The sequence below is a fragment of the Pseudomonas sp. S04 genome, assembly GCF_009834545.1.
Lineage (GTDB): Bacteria > Pseudomonadota > Gammaproteobacteria > Pseudomonadales > Pseudomonadaceae > Aquipseudomonas.
On record NZ_CP019427.1, the window covers coordinates 3,819,396 to 3,844,468 of the forward strand.

Genomic DNA, 25,073 nt, shown 5'->3' on the forward strand with positions numbered 1-25,073 from the left:
CTGATCAGACTGCCCTCCTCCTTGCCGCAGGATTTGCCGTGATGACCGAGCCCCTCCTAAGCTTCGAAGCACTCAAGCGCGCCGCTGCCAATGGCGAAATCGATACCGTGCTGGTGTGCATGGTCGACATGCAGGGGCGCCTGGTGGGCAAGCGCTTCCAGGTCGAGTTTTTCATCGACAGCGGTCACGAAGAAACCCACTGCTGCAATTACCTGTTGGCCGACGACATCGACATGGAGCCGGTGCCCGGGTACGCGGCCGCCAGCTGGAGCAAAGGCTACGGCGACTTTGTGCTCAAGCCCGACATGAGCACCCTGCGCCGCGTGCCGTGGCTGGAATGCACGGCCCTGGTGCTGTGCGACGTACTCGACCATCACCACCGCCAGGACCTGCCCCACAGCCCGCGGGCGATCCTCAAGAAACAGGTCGAACGCCTGCGCCAACGCGGCTACACCGGCATGTTCGCCTCGGAACTGGAGTTCTACCTGTTCGACGAGAGCTACGAGGCCATCCACCAGCGCAACTACCACCAGCCAAAAACCGCCGGGCACTACATCGAGGACTACAACATCCTGCAGACCACCCGCGAGGAACCGGTACTGCGGGCGATCCGCAAGCACCTGCAGGCCTCCGGCATTCCCGTGGAGAACTCCAAGGGTGAATGGGGCCCGGGGCAGGAAGAGATCAACATCCGCTACGCCGATGCCCTGACCATGGCCGACCACCACGTCATCATCAAGCACGCCTGCAAGGAGATCGCCCAACTGCAAGGCAAGGCGATCACCTTCATGGCCAAGTGGCGCTACGACGCCGCCGGCTCCAGCAGCCACATCCACAATTCGCTGTGGGACAAAAACGGCAAGAAGCCGCTGTTCTTCGAAGCCAAGGCCGAGTTCGGCATGTCAAAACTGATGCGTGCCTGGGTGGCCGGGCAGCTCAAGTACGCCAACGACATCACCTGTTTTCTTGCGCCCTACATCAACTCCTATAAGCGCTTCCAGGCCGGCACCTTTGCGCCCACGCGTGCCGTCTGGAGCCTGGACAACCGTACCGCCGGCTTTCGCCTGTGCGCCGAGGGCAGCAAATCCATCCGTATCGAATGCCGGATCGGCGGCGCCGACCTCAATCCCTACCTGGCCTTCGCCGCCCTGATCGCCGCAGGCCTGGCCGGGATCGACGAGCAGCTCGAGCTGGCCGCGCCCTTCGAGGGCGATGCCTATGTCGACAGTCATTTGCCGGAAGTCTCCAAGACCCTGCGCGAGGCCTGCGCCGCGCTCAAGGGCTCGGGCATGTTGCGCGAAGCGTTCGGTGACGACGTGATCGACCATTACGTGCACACCGCCGAATGGGAGCAGAAAGAGTACGACCGGCGCATTACCGACTGGGAATTGCAGCGCGGCTTCGAGCGCTATTGAGACCGCCATGACTTCGACCATCCAACTGATTTCCCCGGTCGACGGCCGGGTCTACGCCGAGCGTCAGCGCGCCGATGCCGGGCAGATCGAGCAGGCCCTGGCGAGCGCCGCCAGCGCCCAGGCACTGTGGAAGCGCCGCCCGCTGGCTGAGCGTGCGGCGTTGTGCAGCGCCGCCGTGGACGCGATGCTGGCGATGCAGGCCGAGATCGTCCCGGAGCTGGCCTGGCAGATGGGCCGTCCGGTGCGTTTTGGCGCGGGCGAGCTGCGTGGCTTTGCCGAACGGGCCCGGCACATGATCGCGCTGGCACCGCAGGCATTGGCGGCGATCGAACCGGAACCGAGCGCCGGGTTTCGCCGCTGGATCAGTCGCGAGCCACTGGGCACGGTGCTGGTGGTCGCGCCGTGGAACTACCCCTACCTGACCGCCGTAAACAGCATTATTCCGGCGCTGATGGCGGGCAACAGCGTGATCCTCAAACACGCCTCGCAAACCCTGCTGGTGGGCGAGCGTTTCGCCGAGGCCTTTCGCCGCGCCAACCTGCCCGAAGGGCTGTTCCACAACCTGCTGCTCAGCCACCTGGATACCGCGCAGATGATTGCTGGCGGCCAGGTCCAGCGGGTCAATTTCACCGGTTCCGTGGGCGGCGGCAAGGACATGCAACGGGCGGCCGTCGACGGTTTCCTCGGCGTCGGCCTGGAGCTCGGCGGCAAGGACCCGGCCTATGTTCGCGCAGACGCCAACCTCGACCACGCGGTGGAGAACCTGGTGGATGGCAGCTTCTTCAACTGCGGGCAAAGCTGTTGCGCTGTCGAGCGCATTTATGTCGCCGCCAGCCTCTTCCCCGCCTTCGTCGAACGGTTTGTCGCCCTGACCCGCCAGTACGTGCTGGGCAACCCGCTGGACCCAGCCACCACGCTGGGTCCGATGGTCACCCCCCAAGCCGCGGACCTGGTCCGTGGACAAATCGCCCAGGCCCTGGACCAGGGTGCCCGGGCCTTGATCAAGCCCGAAGATTTTCCCGCCGACGTGCCAGGCAGTGCTTACCTCGCGCCCCAGGTCCTGGTGGATGTCAGCCATCGGATGGCGCTGATGCGCGACGAAAGTTTTGGCCCGGTGGTGGGCATCATGCCGGTGCGCGGCGACGAAGAAGCCCTGGCCCTGATCAACGACAGCGAGTTTGGCCTCAGCGCCTCGCTCTGGACCCAGGACCTGGCCGCTGCCGAACAGTTGGGCCACGCGATCGACACCGGCACCCTGTTCATGAACCGCTGCGATTACCTGGACCCGGCCCTGGCCTGGACCGGGGTGAAAAACAGTGGGCGCGGCGTCACCCTGTCGAGCCTGGGCTATGAACACCTGACCCGCGCCAAATCCTTTCATCTGCGCCACGAGATCTGAACCATGAGCCTGACGGGAAACTGGAACTACCCCACCAGCGTGCGCTTCGGTGTCGGGCGCATCGCCGAGCTGGCCGACGTCTGCCGCAGCCAGGGCATCCAGCGCCCGTTGCTGGTCACCGACAGCGGCCTGGCACGGGCACCGATCACGGTGGCGGCAGTCGACGCCCTGCGCACGGCCGGCCTCGGCGTGGCGCTGTTCAGCGACCTCAAGCCCAACCCGGTGGAAGCCAACCTGGCGGGTGGGTTGCAGGCCTGGCGCACCGGCCAGCACGACGGGGTGATTGCCTTCGGCGGCGGCAGTGGCCTGGACATGGGCAAGCTCATCGCCTTCATGAGCGGTCAGAGCCGGCCGGTCTGGGACTTCGAAGACATCGGCGACTACTGGACCCGCGCCGACGACAGCCGCATCGCCCCAATCATTGCCGTGCCGACTACCGCCGGGACCGGCTCCGAAGTCGGCCGGGCCGCGGTGATCATCGATGAACGCAGCCACACCAAGCGCATCATTTTCCACCCGAAAATGCTCCCGCGGGTGGTCATCAGCGACCCGGCCCTGAGTGTTGGCATGCCGGCCAAGATCACCGCTGGCACCGGCATGGATGCGTTTGCCCACTGCCTGGAAGCCTACTGCGCCCCCGGTTTCCACCCGATGGCCGACGGCATTGCAGTAGAAGGCATACGCCTGGTGGCCGGGGCCCTGGTCCGTGCCGTGCGCACCCCCGCCGACCTCGAAGCCCGCGCCAACATGCTCGCGGCCGCCGCCATGGGCGCCACAGCCTTCCAGAAAGGCCTGGGCGGCATGCACGCACTGTCGCATCCGGTGGGGGCGCTGTACGACACCCACCACGGCATGACCAACGCCACTTTCATGCCCTATGTCCTGGCGTTCAACCGCCCGGCCATCGAGGAGCGCATCACCCGCCTGGCGGCCTACCTGGGCCTGCCCGCTCCCGGGTTCGACAGCTTCCTGGCCTTCGTCCTCAAGTTGCGCAAGGACATCGACGTGCCCCATACCCTGGTTGAACTGGGGGTGGACGATCGCCAGGCCGGACTGATCGCCGACATGGCCGTGGTCGACCCCTGCGCGGGAGGCAATCCACTGCCCCTGACCCGCGAGGGTGCGGCGCAGATATTTGCCGCGGCCTATCACGGTCGCCTCTAGAGCAGTCACCTGGCCATGGCCCGACCACGGGCCGGGACAGGGTTTACCCAGCAGTGACAGGAGCAGTACGACAAGGGGTTGAAAGCCAAGCCATCCGGCGCTGTCAGCGCGGGTGGATGCGTATCAAAACCTGAAGGGGCACCCACATGAAACCAGCCAGCCAGCCCGATAGCGGCACCCCCCATGACGACGACGTCAAGGTGCTGCACAGCATGGGCTACGCCCAGCAACTCTCGCGACGAATGGGGGTTTTCTCCAACTTTGCGATTTCCTTTTCGATCATCTGCATCCTCTCCGGCGGCATCAACTCCCTGGCCCAGGGCACCTCGGGGGCAGGCGGTGCGGCAATTGGCATCGGCTGGCCGCTTGGCTGCCTGATCTCCGGGGTATTTGCCCTGGCCATGGCGCAGATTTCCTCGGCCTACCCCACCGCTGGCGGGTTGTATCACTGGGGCTCGATCCTGGGTAACCGCTTCACCGGCTGGCTGACCGCCTGGTTCAATCTACTGGGGTTGGTGACCGTGCTCGGCGCCATCAACGTCGGCACCTACTACTTCTTTTTCGGCGCCTTCGGACCGGCGCTGGGCATGGAGGACACCACCACGGTCAGGGTGATTTTCCTGGCGGCCCTCACCGGCCTCCAGGCCCTGTGCAACCACTTGGGCATTGGCCTGACGGCAAAGCTCACCGACTTTTCCGGCTACTTGATCTTCGCCACGGCCCTGGCGCTGACGATCGTTTGCCTGGTCTCGGCGCCCAGCTATGAGTTCGCCCGGCTATGGACCTTCGGCAACTATTCCGGCGCGGCTGGCGGCAATGTCTGGCCCGAGGCGTCGAATGCCTGGATCTTCATGCTCGGCCTGCTGCTGCCGATCTACACCATCACCGGTTATGACGCCTCGGCGCACACCTCCGAGGAAACCCGCAACGCGGCCATGTCGGTGCCCCGGGGCATGGTGATGTCGGTGGTCTGGTCGCTGCTGTTCGGTTGGGTCATGTTGTGCTCGTTCGTGCTGCTGTTGCCGAGCCTGGACGAAGCAGCGAAACAGGGCTGGAACGTGTTTTTCTGGGCCATGGACACCCAGGTCAACCCCAACGTCAAACTCGCGCTGTACGTGGCGATTTTCATTTCCCAGGTGCTCTGCGGGTTGGCGACCGTGACCTCGGTGTCACGCATGATCTTCGCCTTCTCTCGGGATGGCGGCCTGCCCTTTTCGAAAACCCTGGCCTCGGTCTCGCCGACCTTCCGCAGCCCGGTCGCCGCGATCTGGACCGGCGCGACCCTGGCGGTATTGTTCGACTGGGGCTCATCGGTGATCTCGATCGGCGCCACCCCGGTCTACACCATCGTGGTCTCCTGCACGGTGATTTTCCTGTTCTTCTCCTTCATCATCCCGATCGTGCTCGGCCTGTTCACCTACGGCACGGCGAAGTGGCCGACCATGGGCCCCTGGAACATGGGACGCGGCTGGTACTCGCTGTTTGCGATTCTGTCAGTCATCTCGATGGCGGTGATCTTCATCATCGGCATCCAGCCCCCGAACGATTGGGCGCTGTACATCACCATCGGCTTTCTGGTCCTGACTGCAATCGTCTGGTTCGGCTTCGAAGCCCGGCGCTTCCAGGGCCCACCGATCGGCGACATGATCAGCAAACGCCAGGCACAGATCGCCGAAGCGGAAGCAGCGCTGAACAAAACCCCAGGAAGTTAAGCAAGGTAGAGACCTGTGGGAGCTGGCTTGCCTGCGATGGTTGCAAGGACGGCGTGGTGCATCAGGCAGTGTGCGTCATCGTTGGCGACCATCGCGAGCAAGCTCGCTCCTACAAGGGATATCCCCACAGACCCAGGATCAAAAGATCGCAGCCTACGGCAGCCCCCACATCACCGTCAGACACTGAGCACCATCGCCAGCAAACCGCAGGAATTACGCCCCATTGAGCCATAAACGCGACACCTGGATTGAGCAATAATCCAGCTTGGGATAGAACTGCCTGGCGGTATTTTTCCTACGCTGATCAATCCTCGCGATAAGGGCTGAACCTTGAAGACAACCATAACCAAAACCTTCGCCACTCCCCTGCTCCTGTCCTGCCTGCTGCTGTCCGGCACCGCCACTGCTGCCGAGCAGGCCAGCCCTCCTGCTTCGAACCTGCTCACCGCCGCCGTTGCCTGGAAACAGACCGCCGCCGAATTCGAGGCGCTGTACTACCAGGGTTTCAACGTGGCGAGAATGCAACTGGATCGGGCCCTGCAGGCGCACAAGGACGGCGACCGGCCGCTGGCGATCATCAGCGACGTCGATGACACGGTGCTGGGGAGCAACAGCTACTGGGGCTACATGATCAACGCCGACAAAGAGTTCTTCGACGACGCAGCCTGGGACAAATGGGTGGCGGACAATGGCCCGGTCGCCACGCCAGGCGCGGTGGATTTCCTCAACTACGCAAAATCCAAAGGCGTGGAGGTGTTCTACGTCACCAGTCGCGATCAAGGCGAAAAAACCTTCGAGTACGCCCTGGCCAACCTGCGCAAGAACAACCTGCCCTATGCCGATGAGCAGCACCTGACGGTGTATCGCGACAGCTCCAACAAAGAGCCGAGGCAGCAGGAAATCGCCAAGAACTACGAGGTGGTGGTGATGCTGGGCGACAACCTCAACGACTTCAAGCGCAAGTACTACGTGGGGGACGTCAAGCAACGCATGAGCCTGATGAACGAGGACAAACAAGAGTTCGGTCGCAAGTTCATCATTTTCCCCAACCCCACCGACGGCCACTGGCTGAAGGCAATTTTTGGCGACTCCGAGCCACCGGCCACCGCCGAGAACCACGCACGTTTCAAGGCCGCCGCCGGTTCCACGGCCTGGCAGCCCAAGCCGTAACCCGGTTCGAGTCCGAGGCTCCCTGGCGGAGCCCGGACTCAACCCGCCTGGCCAGTGACCACCCGGGCGTTACGCACGAACAGCGCCCGCACCTTGTCCCAGAAGCTGCCCCCCAGTACAAAAAAGCTGCCGATCAGCATCGCATCGCCCAGCAGCTGGATCTGCCACACGTTGGGCCGCAAACCCGGCCAGAGACTGTCGACGTAAGGTTCCAGGACCGAGGAGATCAGCGGCAGGCAGAACATCACGATGCCGATGGCATGGCGCACCGGCCCCACTTCCACGTCGGCACTCGGCGCCAGCCCGGAGACGTAGCCGAACAGGCTGCGCTTGACCCGCTGGAACCCGGCCTTGCCCATGACGGCGATGACCAGGATCAGCAGGATTTTGTTGCTGATGAACAGCGCGCCGGTCAGGGCCGCGACTTTCGAGCCCGGGAGCCCGAGCGACGCCGCGATCGGCACCATGACCCAGGAACCGAGCATCACGCAGATGATGCCGATGCCCAATTTGAAGCGCCAGCCGACGGCAGGGGGTTGAGCGACATCCTCGGGGGTCTTCATGGACCGCGTCCCTCACTTGAATTAATCCGCGCAAACAACCTCAGGGCGTGACCTGATAACCCTTGCCCTGCAGGCAGCTGGTATAGGCGGTGGAACTGGTCGAGGCGCTGGTCTTTTCCTGCTCCCGGCGCTCCTGCCGTTGCCGCGAGCCCCCCACTACCACGCCAGCCGCTGCGGTCTGCTTGGCGCGATCTTGACGATAGTCCTGCTTCACATCGTCGTCGACCCGGTCGTACACCTCGTCATGCTGGTTGCCGCGCACCGCGGCCCCCGTTGCACCGGCCGCGGCACCCACGGCGGCACCGCGCAAACGTCCCCCGGAAGCCGTGTTGGTGCTTGCGCTCTGGCTGGCCGCCACGTTATGGCATTCACTGATATCGAGCTGGGTTTGCTGCGCGCTCTGACCTTTTGTCGGCACCACCGTTTCCGCCCATCCCTGGGTGCAGGCAAGCGACAAAGCAGCGCACAGGCTAATGGATGACAACCTACTCATAATGACCTCCCTGAAGCCGTTGCACCGGCTCGGTGCAGTCAATCCAGTGTAGATCACCCACGGTTAGCCTCCTCGACAAAAAATGCCCCCCTAAACCGGCCGCTGCGGCACCACCGCCAGGGCCGTCGACCTGGCCAGCAGGTAGTAGAGGATGCCCGGCACCAGCAGGCCGACGATCCAGGAAATATCCACCCCACCCAACTGCGCGACCATCGGCCCGGAATAGAAATGGGTGTCGACAAACGGCAACTGGATCAACACGCCAATCACGTAGACGCTGATGCCCAGCACGTTCCAGCGCCCGTAGCGGCCCGCCGGATCGGACAGGGCCGGGATGTCGTAGCGCTCCTTGTTGATGAAGTAGTAATCCACCAGGTTGATCGCGCTCCAGGGGGTGAAGAAGGTCAGCAGGAACAGGATGAAGTACTTGAACGAGTTGAGGAACGAGTACTGCCCCAGCAGCGCCAGCGTGGTCGACGCCGCGACAATCAGCAGCACGAATACCATGCGGTGCCGGGCTGTCAGCTGCAGGCTGCTGCGAAAACCACTGATGATGGTGGCCACGCACATGAAGCTGCCGTAGGCGTTGAGGGTCGAGACGGTGACCTTGCCAAGCACCACGCTCAAATACAGCAACGAGGCGATCACTCCGGTGCTGCCCAGGCCAACGATGGTCGCCACCTCGTGCCCACGAAAGCCGGCCCCCGCCAACGCCGCGGCGAACACCCCCAGGACCATCGACGCCTGGGCGCCGAGCACGGTTCCCAGGCCAACGGCGGTGAAGGTTTTCCAGGACGAGGTGGTGCTCGGCAGGTAGCGCGAATAGTCCGCCACGTACGGACCAAAGGCGATCTGCCAGGAGGCCGAAAGCGACACCGCCAACAGGAAGGTGCCCCAGGCAAAGTGGCGGTTTTCCAGGAGCAGGCCGATGTCATTGAGGGTCAGCAGCCGGGTGAACAGGTACACAAAGGCAATGATCCCCAGCACACTCGCGACCTTGCCCACCAGGTGGATCACCCGGTAGCCGAAGATCGTCAGGAACGCGATGCACGCGGCAAAGATCAGGATCCCGGCGCTGTCGCTGACATCGATCAACTGGGCAATCGCCTGCCCCGACAACACCGCGCCCGTGGCGCTGAAACCCAGGTACATCAGGCACACCAGGACAATCGGGATGGCTGCGCCATAGACCCCGAATTGCACCCGGCTGGAGATCATCTGCGGCAGGCCCAGCTTCGGCCCTTGCGCCGCGTGCAGGGCAACCACCGCCCCGCCCAGCACCTGGCCGAGCAACAGGCCGATCAGCGACCAGAACACGTCGCCACCCAGCACCACTGCCAGGGCCCCGGTGACAATCGCGGTGATCTGCAGGTTGGCCCCCAGCCACAGGGTGAACTGGCTGTAGAGGCTGCCATGGCGTTCGGATTCGGGGATGTAGTCGATCGAGCGGGTCTCGATCAGTGGATTGCGCTTGGAACTCTCGATGACCTTGGTCATGAACGGTTTTTCCTTGGAGGAGCAGACACTGTTGTTGTTATTGCGGCGTCGACTTAGAACGCCTTGCTGGCACTGACCACGACGGTGGCCGTGCACAGGTCGTCATAGCCATACCAACTGGCACATTGGCTTTTTTTCAGGTTGGTGTCGACATAACTCAGGCCCCAGGTGACGCCCACGAACTCACGGCTGAGCTTGGCCTCCCATTCGTTGTAGGCCGAGCTCCCGCTGCCGTTGGTGGCCAGGAAGGCTTCATCCTTGGTGTCGTTGCGCCCCAGGCGCAAGTCCAGGCTCACCTCGGCCGGCAACACCAGGGTGTAGCCGAGATAGGCATACAGGGTGTCCTGGTCCTGGCCAAACACATTGGGTGTGTCGTTGGAGTAGTACGCACCCACCTTGACCCCATACAGGTCGAGGATGGCGTAGACCTCACTGAGGTTGAATTGGCCCTCCTTCGGGTAGTCGTATTTGATGTATCCCAGGTCCAGGCTGATGGCATCCGTGGCCTGCCAGAAATAACCGGCGTAGTACTCCATTTCCTGGCGGGTCTTGTAGTCATAGCCAAAGTCGACATTCGAGGTCCAGGCGCCCAGGTACAGGCCGCTGCTGTGTTGCAGCGTGGCGCCGAACTGCAGCGCCGGATCGCCAAGGGTCTGGGAGATTCCGCGGGAGCGGTAGTCACTGGCGGCGGTCAGGCTCATGTCCAGGCTGAAGTCGTCGCTGAGGGGCAACGCCTGGCTGGTGATTGGCAACAGGGCCAGGCTGGCCAGGGCGAAGCGTGAGAGTGCGTTCATGGAAAACCCTTGTTGTTATGAGTGTGCGGGTTATTGCAGGCACGGCGTTGCCGGACGCCTTGAGATGCAAGGCGCCCGGTGGTTTGGCTGGATCGCGGGTGTTAGGGGTAGCGCGGTTCAGGACGCGGGGGCGTATACCTGCTTGCCGGCGAAGAAGGTCTTCAGGACCTGGGTGTCGAACAACTCGTCGTCACTGACCTTGAACACATCGCGGTCAAGAATGATCAGGTCAGCCTGCTTGCCCGGCGCCAGTGAACCGATCTGCCGCTCCAGGCGCAGGGTCTTGGCGGCGTTGAGGGTATAGGCGTAGAACATGCTCTGGCGATCGAGGCTTTCCTTGGCATTCAACACCCCCAGCGGGCCTTTGCGGGTACTGGCCTGGGCGATGGCGTTGAACGGATTGGGGCTGGACACCGGCCAGTCGCTGCCACCGGCAATCACCGCACCGGCGTCATGCAGCGAGCGGGCGGGATACTGGTAACCGTAGGCAAACGCGCTGATGTAGGGCTTGACCAGCTCCACCGTGTACGACTCGCCGGTGGCCCACAGCAACTGCATCGAGGCGATCACCCCCAGTTGCTTGAAGCGCGGGAACTCCTTGGGATTGACCAGTTGCAGGTGCGCGATGCTATGGGGCACCGGCGTCGGGCTGAGCTTGCGCGCGTAGGCCACGCCATTCAGGGCTTCACGCACCGCACGGTCACCGACCGCATGCATGTGCAGGATCCAGCCGCGCTTCTCCGCCGCCACCACCAGTTCACCGAAGTGCTCCGGGTCGATCAACAACTGGCCATTTTTATGGCTGTTCTTGAAGGGCACGATGACCGCCGCCGTCTGCCCGGGAAACTCGAGAATGCCATCGGCAAACACCTTGATCCCGGGGAACGTCAGGTTGGGTACGCCCTCGAACTGTTTCATCACCGTGGCCAGGACTTCCAGGTCCTCGGGCCGGCTCTTCGGATTGGTCAGCATCAGGGCCGCGACGTGGGCGCTGAGTTCGCCTTTCTCGGCCAGTGCGCGGTACAACGGCAGGACCCCGGTACTGTCGGCGGTTGCCTGGAAGTCGAACAGTGAATCGTCGCTCCCCGCATTCGCCGCGGCGTCCATCCAGGCAGTGACGCCATATTGGTTGTTGATCCTGACTGCCTCGCGGGCGGCCTTGAGCATGGTTTCCTGGCTGGGCGCAGGGATTTCGTTGCGGATCTTGTCCCAGCGCGATTCGGCAAAATAACCGTTGGGGGTGAAGTCCGCCTCATGCCCGACAAAACTACGGTCCTGCTCCGACAGGCCCTTGACCAGCGCGGCATCGATCTTCAGGCGCTTGAGCATGGCATTGTTGGCCCAGCCGGTATGCCCGTCGATGCCGCTGAACACCAGCGGCTGATCGGCCCAGCGGCCCTGATTGAAACGCTGGCCCATTTCGCGGCTTTTGTCCCAGTAGGCCGAACTGGTCCCGGCAATGCTGATCACGTCACCGGCCCGCGCGCGCCCGGCCTGGTCCTGCTCGATGATCCATTGTTCGAGCTCCGCCAGCGGCTTGACCTCGTCCAGCAGGTTGGCGCCCATGCTGTCGAAGGCCGCCACCACCGGGTGGCTGTGGGTGTCGATCAACCCCGGCATCAGCACTTTGCCGGCCAGGTCGATACGTTGGGTGTTGGCGTCGGCCAGGGCCTGGATCTCGGCGTCGCTGCCCACTTGCAGGATCTTGCCATCTTGCACCGCCACCGCCTGCACCAGCGCCTGGCCGGGCTCTGCGGTAAACACCTTGCCGTTGAACAACACCAGGTCGGCAGCGGCCATCGCCGGCACCGCAGTCAGGGCCAGCGCGGCGGCCAGCAGGTTGGGAATCAATCGTTGCATCGGGACGCTCTCTTGTTGTTATCGGGCTGGCATCACCCTATAGAACACCAGCGCAGAACGGACCTCTACAAATGAGGAGGGGGTACACAGGACAACCCTAGACCCAACCCGTGGGGGCGGGCTTGCCTGCGATAGGCATAGGTATCTACACAACTGTGGTGCGACCAGGATGTTGGATTAGACCGAGTACATATCCATTTTTGCGGTAACGGCCACCTATGGTTCCGCTTTTACAGCGGCTCACTTTTGGAGGAGCCCAAAAGTAAGCAAAAGGCTCTTGCCCCACCACTTGGCACCTCGCTTAGGCTCGGTGTTCCCTCACTCCGGCTTGAATCCGTGGGCCGCCGCCACGCGCCATCCATGGCGCGGGGCGGCTAACCCGGCGTCCTGCCGGGTTACCCACGGCTTCAAGCCTGCGTTCGGCCAGCGTGGTTAACGGGGCGCCCAGGATCAAAAGCCAAAGCCAAAGCCAGAGCCAGAGCCAGAGCCAGAGCCAGAGCCAGAGCCAGAGCCAGAGCCAGATCAAAAGATTGCTGACTTCGTCAGCGTCTTGGGAAGTAGAAGCCACACCGCGCATGCTCTAGCGATCAGGTCGGCTTTTAGGCCGCCTCGCTTTGTTTTTGATCCTGGGCGCCCCGTTAACCACGCTGGCCGTACTTCGATATTGATTTGGGGGGTAAACCGGCAGGACGCCGGTTTAGCCGCACTGGGCCAGGGAGGGCCCATTGCGGCGGCCCCCCAAATCAATGTCGGAGTACGGGCATGCCGAGCCTAAGCGAGGCACCGAGTGGTGGGGTATGTACGGGACAACCACATGGGTTACAAAAAAGTACCTTTACATAGGTAACACTTTTATCGACACGTACCCGTTCTTTGCCTCTCTAGCATAGACCCGGCCTAGGATTACCGGACCGAATATCACCTCCCACACATCATCACTGATCATCTCCATTCCAATGGTCTGATGCTTAAGCACATTGGCTATATAAATCCGCAGACCTGCTCGATTAATGATTCCATTACTATCAGCCAGGTAACACTCCACGTGGCTCGCATACCCCATTTCAGGCAACTTTTCCGGGTAAGTCCGAGTCGAGGGTGAATAGCAGGAAGCAGGCGTTTTCTGGTCAAGCGCCTCGTGCCCCCGCTCATAATTGTAGTGCTGCATAAAGCGGTCAAACTGTCTCTGCTGAGCCTCCCAAGGAATGGCGGGCGGTTGAGGCAAGGTGCTTTTCAGCGTTCGGTGCATGCGTTCGTGACGCCCATTCTGGTCCGGACGGCCAGGCTCAATTCGCTCAGGAATAATCCCTAGTCGCAGCCACCATATCGACAGCTGCGACAGCCCGGCACGGCCGGTACTGGCAAATGGCACACCATTGTCAGTTCGAATACGCTCCGGCAACCCGTACTCGCGGAAAACTCGCTCAAAGGTCTGTTGGGTCTCCTTCAGATTGGTACTGGACATACTCTGGCAGGCCAGTAGAAAACGGCTGGCGTGATCCATGATCGTCAGTGGATAGCACCAAACTCCGGCGCCCGTCAGAAACTGGCCCTTGTAGTCCGCGCTAAAGAGCTGATTAGGTTTTTCTGCCTTGCTCAAAGGTTTGGGATAGACCGCGACACGCCGTCGTACACGCTGCGGCGTAATTAAGTCGGCTGCTTTAAGGATGTTGTAGATGGTCGTTTTTGACGGCGGATCCTGATCGGGAAAGCGCTTGAGCAAGTCATTTTGGATCTTCTTAGGCCCTGGAGTTGTTTCTCCGATAGACCGAAGCTCGATGATTGCCTGCCTAACAGCGACAGGCACCACGTAGCTCTGGTTGTGCCGGCAACGGCTGCGTTCCTCAAGCCCACTAGGCCCTTCAGCTTTGTATCGCTCGACCCATTTATAGCCAGTCTTTCGACTGATCTCGTAGTCACTGCACAGCTTGCTGAAGGTGTGTTTGTCCGCCAGATAGGCAGCGATGAACATCACTTTTCGATCCATAGGTTTCAGCTCTCTCCAGGGCATGGTCAGATCCTCGCGAAATCGACCATGCCAGTTAATAACTGTTACCTATGTGCGTGAACTGATTTGTAACCCATGTGGGTGAGTCATACCGGTAAGAGCGTTTTGCTTACTTTTGCGCTGTTCAAAAGTGAGCCGCTGTAAAAGCGGAACCATAGGAGGCCGTTACCGAAGAAATGGATATGTACTCCGCCTAATCCAACACCCCTGAGGCCGCCACGCGAGCAAGCTCGCTCCCACAAGTTTGCTGCGTGTCAGCTGTTGGAGCGCAACGCCGAGCCCAGTTCGACCTTGCTCTTGACCCCCAACTGCACGTAGCAATTGCGCAGGTAGGTGCGCACGGTGGCGGGGCTCAGGGCGAGGATCCTGGCGATTTCCTTGTACGAGTGACCCGCGGCAAACAGCATGGCCGCCGTGCGTTCGCGGGGGGCCAGGACCACCCCGCGCGGTGGCGCTTCGAGGGACAGGATCACATGCTCGGCATTCGGGCTCAGGGTCAGGGCGCAGCGGCCCAGGCGCATCACGCAGGGGACCTTGGCCAGTTGGGCGATGACCTGAGGCGGCAGGATCGAGCCGTTCCACCCCGGCACTTCGCGGCCAATCGCGGCGCATAACTGCGCGCCCACATACAGCAGGCTGCCGTCCATGCGCGCCACGCCAAAATCGCTGGCGCCATTACCGGTGTCGAGGCGGATCATGTCCTGCACCTGGAATCGCCACAGCTGCAACAAGTGATCACAGAAGGCCTGGAACAACCCGGCCTCGCACTCATTGAAAGTCGCGTCGTCGACGCCCCGGTACAGGCAGACAAAAAAGTACAGGCCGCTTTCAGGCAATTCGAAAGTGATGCTCATCAGGTGATAGAGATCATGCCGACGGGCGAAGTCGTTCACTTCCTCGCTGGGGTCGGTGAACTCGCTGTCGCGCATCACCTGCCCCAGGCGGGTAAAGGTGTCATTGGCGAAGCAGTCCAGTTCCGCCACCTGGCTCCACTCCTCGACAAAGGACTCCGGCAGGTCGATACGCCCGTGCATCCAGCTTTGCGGCGGCGCGCTGGCATGGGAGGCCGACATCTCACCCCACCAACCCGAGGCAAACGGCACCAATTGGCGAAAGGCCTGCAAGCCTTCGGCAATGAAGTGCGAACCGCCCCGCTCCCGCGCAACCCTCGCCAGCTGGAGCAGGCAACCATTAAATGCCTCGAGCGTGGCCATCGACATCTGTGCAGCGCACAACTCACCCGCAACCATCACGACAACCCCGACTACTGAACAAGCCTGACGTACCTGAGCGCTGGACCATGCCACAGGCGACGCAACAGCGTCCAGCCGGCAAACCGGGTCATTGGCGCACTGAGTAAAAAGGCGTTGTGTTCCCTCGATAACGAATGTTATGTTCATAACACGGTCACAATAAATGACACACATATAACAATCCCGTACCTGGCGCGCCCCTATGTCCATGGAAAAGAACAGTTTTCTGCAGTTGCTGGAACACAAGTTCTCCAGCCTGACCCCGACCGGCAAGCGCATCGCCAGTTACCTGCTCGGCAACCCCGAGCAATTGCCCTTCGAGTCGGCCGACAGCATCGCCCAGCAGACCTCCACCACCGGGATTTCCGTGGGGCGGTTCTTGCGCTCCCTGGGCTACCAGAATATCGATGAGGTCAAACAGAGCCTGCGCGGCGAGGCGCCCACTTCCTGGCTGATCACCGACCGGATTGCCGCCTTCCGTGCCGAAACCAACGCCGACGACGCCCTGGAGCGCTCCCAACATCGCGAGATCGAAGCGATCCAGATGGTCTACGCCCTGGCGCGCAGCGAGACCTTTGCCCAGATCGTGCAGCGCATCTACGAAGCCGATGCGGTGTTCATTCTCGGGATCCAGTCCACACGCGGGATCCTCACGGCCTTCCACAGTCACCTGGAATACATTCGTCCCAAGGTCTACTACGTCGATGGCCTGTCGGGCATCTATGCCGAGACCCTGAACTCCGGCTTCGCCAACCCGTACGCCATCATTGCCGACTTTCGCGCGTACTCCAGCGTGACCCAGACCTTCTGCGACGCGGCGATCGACAACGACCTGCCGCTGGCGCTGATCACCGACCTGCAATGCCCCTGGGCCCGTGACTATCCCCTTGACCTGTTGCAGCTGAAAACCGATGTCGGGCAGTTCTGGGACTCCCCGGCGCCTCTGGCGTGCCTGTTGAACCTGGTGGTTTCGGCCGTCGCGGAGAAATACGGCGAGCGCCTCGATGAACGCCTGGCCAGGAACCGTCAACTGCAAAAAGCCTTCGGCCAGTTCGAAGGCTGATCCCCCCGCCCCACTGAATCCCAACTGGAGTGTTTGCGTGAGCCACAGCCCCCTTGTAGAAATTGACGCCCAGCGTTATCAGGTGCAAATCGATCTGATCTACGCCAGTGCCGACAACCTGGCTGGAAAAGTGATCTACCCGACGGCGCGCTGCCTGTTGCACGCCGCAGCCGCCGAGTGCCTGGACAAGGCCAGCCAACTGGCGCGCCTGGCCGGCTACACCCTGCGCATCTATGACGCCTACCGCCCGCCGTATGCCCAGTACCTGTTATGGGAAGCCTTGCCCAACAACGACTACGTGCGTGATCCGCACCTGGGCTCGCACCACAGCCGCGGCGTGGCCGTCGACCTGACCCTGGTGGACAGCGATGGCACGCCGCTGGACATGGGCACGGCCTTCGACGCGATGGAAGAAAAGTCCCATCAGTTTTATCCCGACCTGCCAGCGAGCGTGCAGCGCAATCGCCTGTTGCTGCTGGGGATCATGCTCGGCGCCGGCTTCCAGGCCATCGCCACCGAGTGGTGGCATTTCGAACTGCCGAATGCCGACGACTACCCCCTGCTGGAGGAATGAACCGCCCCCGGCCAAGACGTACCGAAGAAACCGCAGAGTTTCTGCCGCGACCTACAACAACAAAACGCTCCACCCTGCTTCACCTGCTACTGCCCGGTTATAGATTTTATAAAAACAAACCTGACGTACTTCCATACATCGAATGATCAAGGAAACCGGCATGACCCCAATCACCACCGTGACCCGCAAACCTTTCCCCGGCGTCGGCAAACTGCTGCTGAGCGTCCTGTGCAGCGCGCTGAGCCTCGGCGCCTGGCAAGCCGCCAGCGCTGCCGTCGCCCAGGACACACTGGTCATCGGCAAACCCGCCGACCCGCAGACCCTCGACCCGGCCGTGACCTTCGACAACAACGACTGGACCATCACCTACCCGTCCTACCAGCGCCTGGTGGGCTACAAGATCGAGGGTGACAAGAGCAGCACCGAAGTCCAGGGCGACCTGGCTGAAAGCTGGACCGTTTCCCCGGACAACCTGGTCTGGGAATTCAAGATCAAGCCCGGCAACAAGTTCGATGACGGCGCCAGTGTGGACGCCGACGCCGTGAAGTTTTCCTTCGACCGCCTGATGACCCTCAAGCAGGGGCCGTCCGGTGCGTTCCCGGAAGACATGGTGGTCGCCGTGATCGACCCACAGACTATTCGTTTCACGCTCAAGACGCCGTTCGCCCCGTTCCTGTTCACCCTGGCCCACAACGGCGCTTCGATCGTCAACCCGGCCGTGGCCAGCAAAGGCGCGGAAACCAACGCCTGGCTGTCCAGCCACACCGCAGGTTCCGGCCCGTACCGCCTGAGCAACTGGCAGAAAGGCCAGTCGCTGACCATGGAGCCCAACCCGCACTTTGCCGGGCCCAAGCCTGCGCTGAAAACCGTGGTGCTGAAGATCATCGCCGAGCCGTCGGTGCGCCGCCTGCAACTGGAACGCGGTGACCTGGACATCATCGAGGACATGCCCGAAGACCAGTTGGGCGCTCTCGCCAGCAAGCCGGGCGTGGTGGTCAAGGAGTTCCCGTCGCTGCGGGTCACCTACCTGTACCTGAACAACAAGAAAGGCCCGCTGACCAGCGTCGACGCCCGCCGGGCGATTACCGAAGCGGTGGACTACAACGGCATCGTCAAGGGCATTCTCAAGGACAAGGCCAAGCTGCTGAACGGGCCGATCCCGGATGGCATGTGGGCCTACGACAGCTCCCTGCCCGAGACGAAGCAAGACATGGCAGCCGCCAAGGAGAGCCTGGCCAAGGCACCGCAGAAGATCACCAACCTGAGCTACATGTACTCGGACAAGGACGCCAACTGGGAGCCGATCGGCCTGACCCTGCAAGCGGCTCTGGCGCCGTTGGGCATCAACCTCAAGCTGGAGAAAACCGCCAACGCCACCCTGCGTGAACGCGTTGGCCAGGCCGACTACGACATCGCCGTGGGCACCTGGAGCCCGGACTTCGCCGACCCCTACATGTTCATGAACTTCTGGTTCGACTCCAAGATGCAGGGCCTGCAAGGCAACCGTTCGTTCTACAGCAACCCCCAGGTCGACACCCTGATCCGCGAGGCCGCCACCACCAGCGACACGGCCAAGCGCGTCGAGCTGTACCAGAGCGCGCAAAAAATGGTGCTCAAGGACAGCGTCTACGCCTACCTCTATCAGAAGAGCTACACCCTGCCGATGCGTGATTCGGTCAAGGGCTACGTGTTCAACCCGATGCTGGAACAGGTGTTCAACCTTGGCAGCATGAGCAAGTAAACCCGCTCCCTCGCGCCAGCCAGCAATGGCTGGCGCGGCTGTTGAATTTTGTCGTTGCTGTGACTGAGGTGCCAAATGGCCTTCCTGACTCTGTTGCGCAAGCGCCTGTTCGGCCTGGTGTTGGTCGTGTTCGGCGTTTCGCTGATTACCTTTGCAATTTCCCACTTGATCCCCGGGGATCCCGCCCGGTTGATCGCCGGCGACCGGGCCAGCGATGCGCTGGTGGCGGGCATTCGTCACCAGTTGGGGCTGGACCTGCCGCTGTACCAACAATACGGCCGCTACCTGATGGACCTGTTGCACGGCGACCTCGGGACGTCGATCCGCACCAACCGTCCAGTGCTGGAAGACTTGCAGGCATTCTTCCCTGCCACGCTGGAGCTGGCCCTGGTGGCGCTGTTCCTGGCGATCCTGGTGGGCGTGCCCCTGGGCGTGCTGTCGGCGGTCTATCACAACCGGGCGATCGACCAGATCGCGCGGACCCTGGCGGTCACTGGCATTTCCACACCGGCCTTCTGGCTGGGCCTGGGGGCCATAGTGCTGTTCTACGGCCACCTGGGCTGGTTGCCCGGCGGCGGCCGCTTGTCCGAAGGCGTGGCACCACCGCCGACCTTCACCGGGTTCTACCTGATCGACGCCCTGCTGGCCGGTGACGGCGGGCTGTTTCTCGACGCCCTGGAACACCTGATCCTGCCGGCCGCGACCCTGGGCTTCGTGACCCTGGGCGTGGTCGCCCGGCAGATCCGCTCGGCGATGCTCGACCAACTCGGCGAAGACTACATTCGCACAGCCCGGGCTTATGGCCTGTCACGCTGGACAGTGATCCTGCGCCATGCGCTGCCCAATGCGCTGATCCCTTCGGTGACGGTGCTGGGGCTGACCCTGGGCGACTTGCTGTATGGCGCGGTGCTGACCGAAACCGTGTTCGCCTGGCCCGGCATGGGCGCCTATGTGGTCAAGTCGATCCAGTCCCTGGACTTCCCGGCAGTGATGGGCTTCGCGATCCTGGTGTCGTTTATCTATGTACTGCTGAACATGGCCATCGATCTTCTGTACCGCGTGATCGATCCACGCATTGGCGAGGTGAATTGAAATGTCCCTGACCCTGACGGCCGCGCGTGGTCCGCGCTGGCGCGAAAAACTCGCCTACCTGGCCTACCAGATCCGCCGCAGCCCGCTGACCATGGCCGGCCTGGCAATCACCCTGATGGTCCTGCTGTGCATGATCTTTGCGCCCTGGCTGGCCAGCCATGATCCCAACGCCCTGAACCTCGCCGAGCGCCTGGCACCGCCGTCGGCCGAGCACTGGTTCGGTACCGACGAAGTCGGCCGCGACCTGTTCAGCCGAGTCCTGTACGGCAGCCAGCAATCGGTGGGCGTCGGCCTGTTCGTGGCCTTTGCCTCGTGCTTGATTGGCGGCTTGCTGGGCTGTTTTTCCGGAGTGATCGGCGGGCGCTTCGATGCCCTGACCATGCGCCTGATGGACATCATGCTGTCGGTGCCGTCGCTGGTGCTGATCATGGCCCTGGCCGCCGCGCTGGGCGCCAGCCTGTTCAATGCCATGTTGGCAATTACCCTGGTACGGATTCCGTCCTATGTGCGCCTGGCCCGCGGCCAGGCCCTGAGCATCCGCCAGATGGGCTACGTCAAGGCTGCCGAAACCTTCGGCGCCGGGCGTTGGCACATGGTGCACTGGCACGTCGCACGCAATGCCATGCCCCCTTTGCTGGTGCAATTGAGCCTGGATATCGGCAGCGCGATCCTCATGGCATCGGCCCTGGGTTTCATCGGCCTGGGCGCACAACAACCCACCGCCGAATGGGGCGCCATGGTCGCCACCGGGCGCAACTACATCCTGGACAACTGGTGGTACTCGACCTTCCCGGGGCTGGCGATCCTGATCACCGCCACCGGTTTCAATTTGCTGGGCGATGGCGTGCGCGATCTGCTCGACCCACGGCAACAGGGGAAATGACCATGCACACTGCTACGCCTGTATTGGCCATCGAAAACCTGAGCCTGGAATTCCCGGCCTACAAGAACAACGTCAAGGCGTTGAACGGCGTCTCGCTGCACGTCAATCCGGGGGAAATAGTCGGCGTGGTCGGCGAGTCCGGCTCGGGCAAGTCGGTGACCGCAATGCTCAGCATGCGCCTGCTGCCCGAGCGCAGTTATCGCGTGACCGGTGGCAGCCTGCACATGCTCAACCGCGACATGCTCGCTGCCCCGGAAAAAGACTTGCTGCAGATTCGCGGTCGCGATGCGGCGATGATTTTCCAGGAGCCGATGACCGCGCTCAACCCAACCCGGCGCATTGGCCGGCAGATGCTCGACGTGATCATCCACCACCAGAAGATCAGTGCCGCCGAGGCTCGCACCAAGGCCATTGCCTTGCTGCGCGACATGCACATCGCCAGCCCTGAACAAGTGCTGGAAAGCTATCCCTTCGAGCTGTCCGGCGGCATGCGCCAACGGGTGATGATCGCCCTGGCGTTTTCCTGTGAACCACAACTGCTGATCGCCGACGAGCCGACCACTGCCCTCGACGTCACGGTGCAACGCCAGGTGCTGTTGCTGCTGCGCGAGAAGGCCCGGCAAAAAGGCACGGCGATCTTGCTGATCACCCACGACATGGCGCTGGTCTCGCAGTTCTGCGACCGGGTCTACGTGATGTACACCGGCGCCGTGGTCGAGCAAGGCAGCACCGCCGAAGTCATGGGCAACCCCCAACACCCTTACACCCAGGGGTTGCTCAGCGGCCTGCCAGAAATGGTCGAGCCGGGTCAGCCGCTGATGACCATTCCCGGGCAAGTGCCCAACCTGGCCTCCCTGCCCGTGGGCTGCACTTTCGAAGAACGCTGCCCGCACAGCATGCCAGTGTGTGGCAAGCGTCCGGTCCTGACCCCCATCCAGGGTAATGAGCAACGCCAAAGCGCGTGCTGGTTGCCGCTCAAGGAGTTTGCGTGATGAACAGTGCGCTGATTCACCCCGTTAGCGAATCCGCAGCCGAGATCCTGCGGCTCACGGACGTGCGTGTGCGCTTCCCGGTGAGCAACGACTGGCTGGGGCGACCACGGGGTTACGCCCACGCCCTCAACGGCATTGACCTGCAGGTGCGGGCCGGGGAAACCCTGGGTATCGTCGGCGAGTCCGGCTGCGGCAAAAGCACCCTGGCCCAGTTGCTGATGGGCCTGCTCGCGCCCAGCAGCGGTGAGCTGAACTGGGCCGCTGGCAGCAAGGGACCGGGCAGCAGCAACGTGCAGATCGTGTTCCAGGACCCGCAATCGTCCCTTGATCCGCGCCTGCCGATCTGGAGGATCATCACCGAACCGCTGTACGCCCGCGGCCACCGCAACCGCAGCGAAATGCGCGAGATCGCGGCCAAGGTTGCGGCGCAGGTGGGGATCCGCCCGGAGTACCTGGACCGCTTCGCCCACCAGTTTTCCGGTGGCCAGCGGCAACGGATCGCCATCGCCAGGGCCCTGTCCTCGGACCCGGACATCATCGTCCTCGACGAGCCGACCTCGGCCCTGGATATCTCGGTGCAGGCGCAGATCCTCAACCTGCTGGCCGAATTGCAACGGGCCCGCAACCTGACGTACATATTAATTTCGCACAACGTCTCGGTAGTGCGGCACATGGCCGACCGTGTGGCGGTGATGTACCTGGGGCAGATCGTCGAACTGGGCAGCGCCGCCCAGGTCCTCGAAGAACCGCGCCATCCCTACACTCGCCTGCTGTTCGAAGCAGTACCGCGCCTGGGGGTTGCCCTGCATGCCGAACAGGTCGCCGCGCCAACCGAGCTCCCCGGTAACCGGCAACTGCCCACAGGCTGTTTTTTCCGTGAGCGCTGCAGCTTCAGCACCCACGGTTGTGAACAACCACAGGTGATGCGTGGGGGTGAGCAGCAGCGAGTCAGGTGTCACGTCCAGCTGTGATCGGGCTGGGCCAGCCGGGGAGCCACTCCCCGGCTGCTACGGTTGGGTTGCGGGTCGGCTAAAGCTCATCGTCCTTCTTGCCCGACAACGGCGAGCGGTACTCGTGGCGCTCCTCGGCGTCTGGCGCCTCCATGTTGCTGCCCGGCATGAACACGTTAGTCAGCAGTTCCCGGGCGTCGACTTCCATGACCCCGGGCACGCCCCGGGCCAGTTCAATTGCCTGTTCACACTGGCGATGGGTCAGCACCCTGCCGCTCAAGGCCACTGTGCCGGCATGGGTCTTGACGTGGACATTCAGGCTCAAGGTCTTATCGGCGAAGGCCAGGGCGGATTTCACCCGGGTGGTGGTCCACGTGTCGTGAACGGCCATGCCCAGGTCGTGGGACAAATGCTGCAAGGAATGATTTTTCATGGCAGAACCCTCTGTTGTGAGCCGTCGTATGGCCAGCGGGTTCGCCGGGCAATACGCGCCACAACACAGGTTAATTATAGTGCCTGGCGCGCGGTGCCGATTGGCCACGCAAAAAGGCCGCCAGGAAGGCGGCCCATGGGATCTGCCGGGGTGACGCGCTTGTGCGCCCGAGGGGATATTACTGCGACATGGCGTCTTTTTTCATGGCGTCTTTGCCCATTGCGTCCTTGGACATCGAGCCCTTGCTCATTGCATCTTTGCTCATTGCATCCTTGCCCATAGCGTCTTTGCTCATTGCATCCTTGGACATCGAGTCCTTGCTCATGGCGTCTTTACTCATCGCGCCTTTACTCATCGCGTCTTTGCTCATTGCATCTTTGGACATGGTGTCCTTGCCCATGGTGTCAGCGGCATACACGCTGGCGGCGCCTAGTGCCAGGCACATGGACAGGACTGCAGTGGTGATCTTGTTCATGGTGTAACTCCTTGAAGCTCAGGTTGCGAATCGACGCAGCGAGTGCCGCGCCGTAGAAATTCTCGGCGCCCATCAGCTACCACCGAACCAGTTGTAGCCCTGGTCTTCCCAGTAGCCACCGCTGTAGGTATTGCTGACGAATATCGCCTGGATGTGTTTGGGGTTCTTGTAGCCCAGCTTGGTCGGCATGCGCAGCTTCATCGGAAAGCCATAGCGGCGCGGCAGCACTTCGCCGTCATAGGTCAGGGCCAGCAGGGTTTGCGCATGCAGGGCGGTGGCCATGTCGATGCTGGTGTAGTAGTCGTCGGCGCATTTGAAGCCGACATACTTGGCGTCGGTGTCGGCACCGATCCGCTTGAGGAAATCGCTGAAGCGCACCCCGCCCCAACGGCCAATTGCACTCCAGCCTTCAACGCAGATATGCCGGGTGATCTGCTCGGTCTGCGCCATGGCGCGCAATTCATCGAGGCGCCAACTGCGCCGGTCCGCCACCAGGCCGGTGACTTCCAGGCGATACTCGGCTTCTTCGACCACCGGCACCTGGTCGATGCCGTAGAAGGCATTGAAGGGGAACGGCCGGGTAATCATCGATTGCGGATAAGTCGGCGCCAGTGCGTTGGGGTTGAACAGCCAGCCCTGCACCCGGTCATTGAACCGTGACATCGCCGACAGCGCGGTTTCGACACTGTCGTTGTCGGTCAGGCTGCAACCGGACAACATCGCCACACCCCCCAGGGTCAGGCCCCTGAGCAGGAACGAGCGACGCGAGCGGTCCTCGACTTGCAGCTGTGGCGCGAGGATTTTCCTGGCATCGGTCAGAATGGAGGACTCATCCAGATGCGGACCTTGCGTGTGCTTGTTCATGTGCGCTCCTTGCGGCCGACGATCATCGCCCAGAGTGTTTTAGGCACCACGGCGACCATCAGCAGATGGACCGCAACGAACCCCACCATCAGCGCCATCGCCACGAAATGCACATGCCGGGCAGCTTCATAGCCCCCCAGCAGCTCGCGCAACGTGGCGAACTGCACCGACTTCCAGAGCACCAGGCCGGAGACCACCAGCACCGCGATGTCGAGCATCACGAACAGGTAGGCCAGCCGTTGCACCTGGTTGTAGCGGCTCAGGTCGGCATGCCCCAGGCGCCCCCTCAACGCGGCCCACAGGTCTTGCGCCACGCCCTTGGCCGACAAGGGGAAAAACTGCCGTGACAGGCGACCACTGGCAAGGTTGATCAGCAGGTAGGCAATGCCGTTGAACAACAGCAGCCACATCGCTGCAAAATGCCACTGCAAGGCGCCGCCCAGCCAGCCACCGAGGGTGATCGCCAGAGGGAAACTGAAGTCGTACAGAGGGGAGGCGTTATAGATGCGCCAGCCGCTGGTCACCATGATCAGCACGGCCAGGGCATTGAGCCAATGGGTCAGCCGCAGCCAGCGCGGATGGCTGGCATACGGATGCTCGACAGGAGCGCGGAGAGGGGTGGGCAGCACTGACATGATCAGTTCCTGACGTTGGATTTGTCAGGGAGTATGCCGACCA

General features: G+C 62.4%; 23 protein-coding genes. 12 read left to right on the forward strand and 11 right to left on the reverse strand.

The window, feature by feature from the left end:
* Window positions 1-41 precede the first annotated feature (41 nt).
* The 5 genes from PspS04_RS16895 to PspS04_RS16915 all read left to right on the forward strand — a co-directional run bounded on the left by PspS04_RS16895 (window position 42) and on the right by PspS04_RS16915 (window position 6,860).
* On the forward strand, window positions 42-1,415 hold the full coding sequence (locus tag PspS04_RS16895; protein WP_095171600.1) for a glutamine synthetase family protein: 1,374 nt from the start codon (window positions 42-44) through the stop codon (window positions 1,413-1,415).
* Window positions 1,416-1,422: 7 nt separating this feature from the next.
* Window positions 1,423-2,814, forward strand: a complete 1,392-nt coding sequence (locus PspS04_RS16900) for an aldehyde dehydrogenase family protein (RefSeq protein WP_159996733.1) — start codon at window positions 1,423-1,425, stop codon at window positions 2,812-2,814.
* A 3-nt stretch (window positions 2,815-2,817) separates the two neighbouring features.
* Window positions 2,818-3,978 carry an iron-containing alcohol dehydrogenase gene (locus PspS04_RS16905; protein WP_159996735.1) on the forward strand — a complete coding sequence of 387 codons (1,161 nt, stop codon included), beginning with the start codon at window positions 2,818-2,820 and terminating at the stop codon, window positions 3,976-3,978.
* Window positions 3,979-4,124: 146 nt separating this feature from the next.
* The gene (locus tag PspS04_RS16910; protein WP_159996737.1) at window positions 4,125-5,690 is read left to right on the forward strand and encodes an amino acid permease; all 1,566 of its coding nucleotides are present in this window, start codon (window positions 4,125-4,127) and stop codon (window positions 5,688-5,690) included.
* A 342-nt stretch (window positions 5,691-6,032) separates the two neighbouring features.
* Window positions 6,033-6,860: a 5'-nucleotidase, lipoprotein e(P4) family gene (locus tag PspS04_RS16915; RefSeq protein ID WP_371917611.1), complete on the forward strand. Its 828-nt coding sequence runs from the start codon at window positions 6,033-6,035 to the stop codon at window positions 6,858-6,860.
* A 38-nt stretch (window positions 6,861-6,898) separates the two neighbouring features.
* Here PspS04_RS16915 and PspS04_RS16920 read toward each other — a convergent pair whose 3' ends face one another.
* From PspS04_RS16920 to PspS04_RS16950, 7 genes are all read right to left on the reverse strand, one after another.
* Complete coding sequence (locus tag PspS04_RS16920; protein WP_159996739.1) at window positions 6,899-7,423, reverse strand: transporter suffix domain-containing protein; 525 nt, start codon at window positions 7,421-7,423, stop codon at window positions 6,899-6,901.
* A gap of 40 nt (window positions 7,424-7,463) precedes the next feature.
* On the reverse strand, window positions 7,464-7,916 hold the full coding sequence (locus tag PspS04_RS16925) for a YMGG-like glycine zipper-containing protein (protein WP_095171590.1): 453 nt from the start codon (window positions 7,914-7,916) through the stop codon (window positions 7,464-7,466).
* A gap of 90 nt (window positions 7,917-8,006) precedes the next feature.
* Window positions 8,007-9,413, reverse strand: coding sequence for a purine-cytosine permease family protein (locus tag PspS04_RS16930; RefSeq protein WP_159996741.1), 1,407 nt, complete (start codon window positions 9,411-9,413; stop codon window positions 8,007-8,009).
* 53 nt (window positions 9,414-9,466) lie between these two features.
* Window positions 9,467-10,207, reverse strand: a complete 741-nt coding sequence (locus PspS04_RS16935; protein WP_095171587.1) for a TorF family putative porin — start codon at window positions 10,205-10,207, stop codon at window positions 9,467-9,469.
* Between the two features lie 117 nt (window positions 10,208-10,324).
* A complete protein-coding gene (locus tag PspS04_RS16940) occupies window positions 10,325-12,067 on the reverse strand; it encodes an amidohydrolase (protein WP_159996743.1) in 1,743 nt (580 codons plus the stop codon).
* Between the two features lie 835 nt (window positions 12,068-12,902).
* Entirely contained in the window at window positions 12,903-14,078 is a 1,176-nt protein-coding gene (locus tag PspS04_RS16945; RefSeq protein WP_159993658.1) for an integrase core domain-containing protein, read from the reverse strand.
* A 251-nt stretch (window positions 14,079-14,329) separates the two neighbouring features.
* Window positions 14,330-15,289 (reverse strand): helix-turn-helix transcriptional regulator, encoded by a 960-nt coding sequence (locus PspS04_RS16950; RefSeq protein ID WP_095171467.1) that lies wholly within the window; start codon window positions 15,287-15,289, stop codon window positions 14,330-14,332.
* A gap of 241 nt (window positions 15,290-15,530) precedes the next feature.
* Here PspS04_RS16950 and PspS04_RS16955 point away from each other — a divergent pair, with 241 nt between their 5' ends.
* The 7 genes from PspS04_RS16955 to PspS04_RS16985 all read left to right on the forward strand — a co-directional run bounded on the left by PspS04_RS16955 (window position 15,531) and on the right by PspS04_RS16985 (window position 22,644).
* A complete protein-coding gene (locus tag PspS04_RS16955) occupies window positions 15,531-16,391 on the forward strand; it encodes a MurR/RpiR family transcriptional regulator (RefSeq protein WP_095171395.1) in 861 nt (286 codons plus the stop codon).
* A 37-nt stretch (window positions 16,392-16,428) separates the two neighbouring features.
* Entirely contained in the window at window positions 16,429-16,965 is a 537-nt protein-coding gene (gene ddpX / locus PspS04_RS16960) for a D-alanyl-D-alanine dipeptidase (RefSeq protein WP_095171397.1), read from the forward strand.
* A 160-nt stretch (window positions 16,966-17,125) separates the two neighbouring features.
* Window positions 17,126-18,706, forward strand: coding sequence for an ABC transporter substrate-binding protein (locus tag PspS04_RS16965; protein ID WP_159996745.1), 1,581 nt, complete (start codon window positions 17,126-17,128; stop codon window positions 18,704-18,706).
* 75 nt (window positions 18,707-18,781) lie between these two features.
* Window positions 18,782-19,798 (forward strand): ABC transporter permease, encoded by a 1,017-nt coding sequence (locus PspS04_RS16970; RefSeq protein ID WP_095171400.1) that lies wholly within the window; start codon window positions 18,782-18,784, stop codon window positions 19,796-19,798.
* A gap of 1 nt (window position 19,799) precedes the next feature.
* Window positions 19,800-20,681, forward strand: coding sequence for a D,D-dipeptide ABC transporter permease (ddpC, locus tag PspS04_RS16975; protein ID WP_159996747.1), 882 nt, complete (start codon window positions 19,800-19,802; stop codon window positions 20,679-20,681).
* A gap of 2 nt (window positions 20,682-20,683) precedes the next feature.
* Window positions 20,684-21,673 carry an ABC transporter ATP-binding protein gene (locus PspS04_RS16980; protein ID WP_095171469.1) on the forward strand — a complete coding sequence of 330 codons (990 nt, stop codon included), beginning with the start codon at window positions 20,684-20,686 and terminating at the stop codon, window positions 21,671-21,673.
* A complete protein-coding gene (locus PspS04_RS16985; RefSeq protein WP_159996749.1) occupies window positions 21,673-22,644 on the forward strand; it encodes an oligopeptide/dipeptide ABC transporter ATP-binding protein in 972 nt (323 codons plus the stop codon). The genes PspS04_RS16980 and PspS04_RS16985 overlap by 1 nt, the downstream gene beginning before the upstream one ends.
* A 58-nt stretch (window positions 22,645-22,702) precedes the next feature.
* On the opposite strand, the gene PspS04_RS16990 is transcribed toward PspS04_RS16985, so the two are convergent.
* From PspS04_RS16990 to PspS04_RS17005, 4 genes are all read right to left on the reverse strand, one after another.
* Window positions 22,703-23,056, reverse strand: coding sequence for a BON domain-containing protein (locus PspS04_RS16990; RefSeq protein ID WP_159996751.1), 354 nt, complete (start codon window positions 23,054-23,056; stop codon window positions 22,703-22,705).
* A 178-nt stretch (window positions 23,057-23,234) separates the two neighbouring features.
* Window positions 23,235-23,531 carry a pentapeptide MXKDX repeat protein gene (locus PspS04_RS16995; protein ID WP_159996753.1) on the reverse strand — a complete coding sequence of 99 codons (297 nt, stop codon included), beginning with the start codon at window positions 23,529-23,531 and terminating at the stop codon, window positions 23,235-23,237.
* Window positions 23,532-23,603: 72 nt separating this feature from the next.
* Entirely contained in the window at window positions 23,604-24,395 is a 792-nt protein-coding gene (locus PspS04_RS17000; protein ID WP_159996755.1) for a molybdopterin-dependent oxidoreductase, read from the reverse strand.
* The gene (locus tag PspS04_RS17005) at window positions 24,392-25,030 is read right to left on the reverse strand and encodes a cytochrome b/b6 domain-containing protein (protein WP_159996757.1); all 639 of its coding nucleotides are present in this window, start codon (window positions 25,028-25,030) and stop codon (window positions 24,392-24,394) included. The genes PspS04_RS17000 and PspS04_RS17005 overlap by 4 nt, the downstream gene beginning before the upstream one ends.
* Window positions 25,031-25,073 lie beyond the last annotated feature (43 nt).

What these genes read in the sequence shown, in the direction of transcription:
- PspS04_RS16895 (WP_095171600.1), top strand. Translation starts at nt 42, where the DNA reads ATGACCGAGCCCCTCCTAAGCTTCGAAGCACTCAAGCGCGCCGCTGCC.
- PspS04_RS16900 (WP_159996733.1), top strand. Translation starts at nt 1,423, where the DNA reads ATGACTTCGACCATCCAACTGATTTCCCCGGTCGACGGCCGGGTCTAC.
- PspS04_RS16905 (WP_159996735.1), top strand. Translation starts at nt 2,818, where the DNA reads ATGAGCCTGACGGGAAACTGGAACTACCCCACCAGCGTGCGCTTCGGT.
- PspS04_RS16910 (WP_159996737.1), top strand. Translation starts at nt 4,125, where the DNA reads ATGAAACCAGCCAGCCAGCCCGATAGCGGCACCCCCCATGACGACGAC.
- PspS04_RS16920 (WP_159996739.1), bottom strand. Translation starts at nt 7,423, where the DNA reads ATGAAGACCCCCGAGGATGTCGCTCAACCCCCTGCCGTCGGCTGGCGC.
- PspS04_RS16925 (WP_095171590.1), bottom strand. Translation starts at nt 7,916, where the DNA reads ATGAGTAGGTTGTCATCCATTAGCCTGTGCGCTGCTTTGTCGCTTGCC.
- PspS04_RS16930 (WP_159996741.1), bottom strand. Translation starts at nt 9,413, where the DNA reads ATGACCAAGGTCATCGAGAGTTCCAAGCGCAATCCACTGATCGAGACC.
- PspS04_RS16935 (WP_095171587.1), bottom strand. Translation starts at nt 10,207, where the DNA reads ATGAACGCACTCTCACGCTTCGCCCTGGCCAGCCTGGCCCTGTTGCCA.
- PspS04_RS16940 (WP_159996743.1), bottom strand. Translation starts at nt 12,067, where the DNA reads ATGCAACGATTGATTCCCAACCTGCTGGCCGCCGCGCTGGCCCTGACT.
- PspS04_RS16945 (WP_159993658.1), bottom strand. Translation starts at nt 14,078, where the DNA reads ATGCCCTGGAGAGAGCTGAAACCTATGGATCGAAAAGTGATGTTCATC.
- PspS04_RS16950 (WP_095171467.1), bottom strand. Translation starts at nt 15,289, where the DNA reads ATGGCCACGCTCGAGGCATTTAATGGTTGCCTGCTCCAGCTGGCGAGG.
- PspS04_RS16955 (WP_095171395.1), top strand. Translation starts at nt 15,531, where the DNA reads ATGTCCATGGAAAAGAACAGTTTTCTGCAGTTGCTGGAACACAAGTTC.
- PspS04_RS16965 (WP_159996745.1), top strand. Translation starts at nt 17,126, where the DNA reads ATGACCCCAATCACCACCGTGACCCGCAAACCTTTCCCCGGCGTCGGC.
- PspS04_RS16970 (WP_095171400.1), top strand. Translation starts at nt 18,782, where the DNA reads ATGGCCTTCCTGACTCTGTTGCGCAAGCGCCTGTTCGGCCTGGTGTTG.
- ddpC (WP_159996747.1), top strand. Translation starts at nt 19,800, where the DNA reads ATGTCCCTGACCCTGACGGCCGCGCGTGGTCCGCGCTGGCGCGAAAAA.
- PspS04_RS16980 (WP_095171469.1), top strand. Translation starts at nt 20,684, where the DNA reads ATGCACACTGCTACGCCTGTATTGGCCATCGAAAACCTGAGCCTGGAA.
- PspS04_RS16985 (WP_159996749.1), top strand. Translation starts at nt 21,673, where the DNA reads ATGAACAGTGCGCTGATTCACCCCGTTAGCGAATCCGCAGCCGAGATC.
- PspS04_RS16990 (WP_159996751.1), bottom strand. Translation starts at nt 23,056, where the DNA reads ATGAAAAATCATTCCTTGCAGCATTTGTCCCACGACCTGGGCATGGCC.
- PspS04_RS16995 (WP_159996753.1), bottom strand. Translation starts at nt 23,531, where the DNA reads ATGAACAAGATCACCACTGCAGTCCTGTCCATGTGCCTGGCACTAGGC.
- PspS04_RS17000 (WP_159996755.1), bottom strand. Translation starts at nt 24,395, where the DNA reads ATGAACAAGCACACGCAAGGTCCGCATCTGGATGAGTCCTCCATTCTG.
- PspS04_RS17005 (WP_159996757.1), bottom strand. Translation starts at nt 25,030, where the DNA reads ATGTCAGTGCTGCCCACCCCTCTCCGCGCTCCTGTCGAGCATCCGTAT.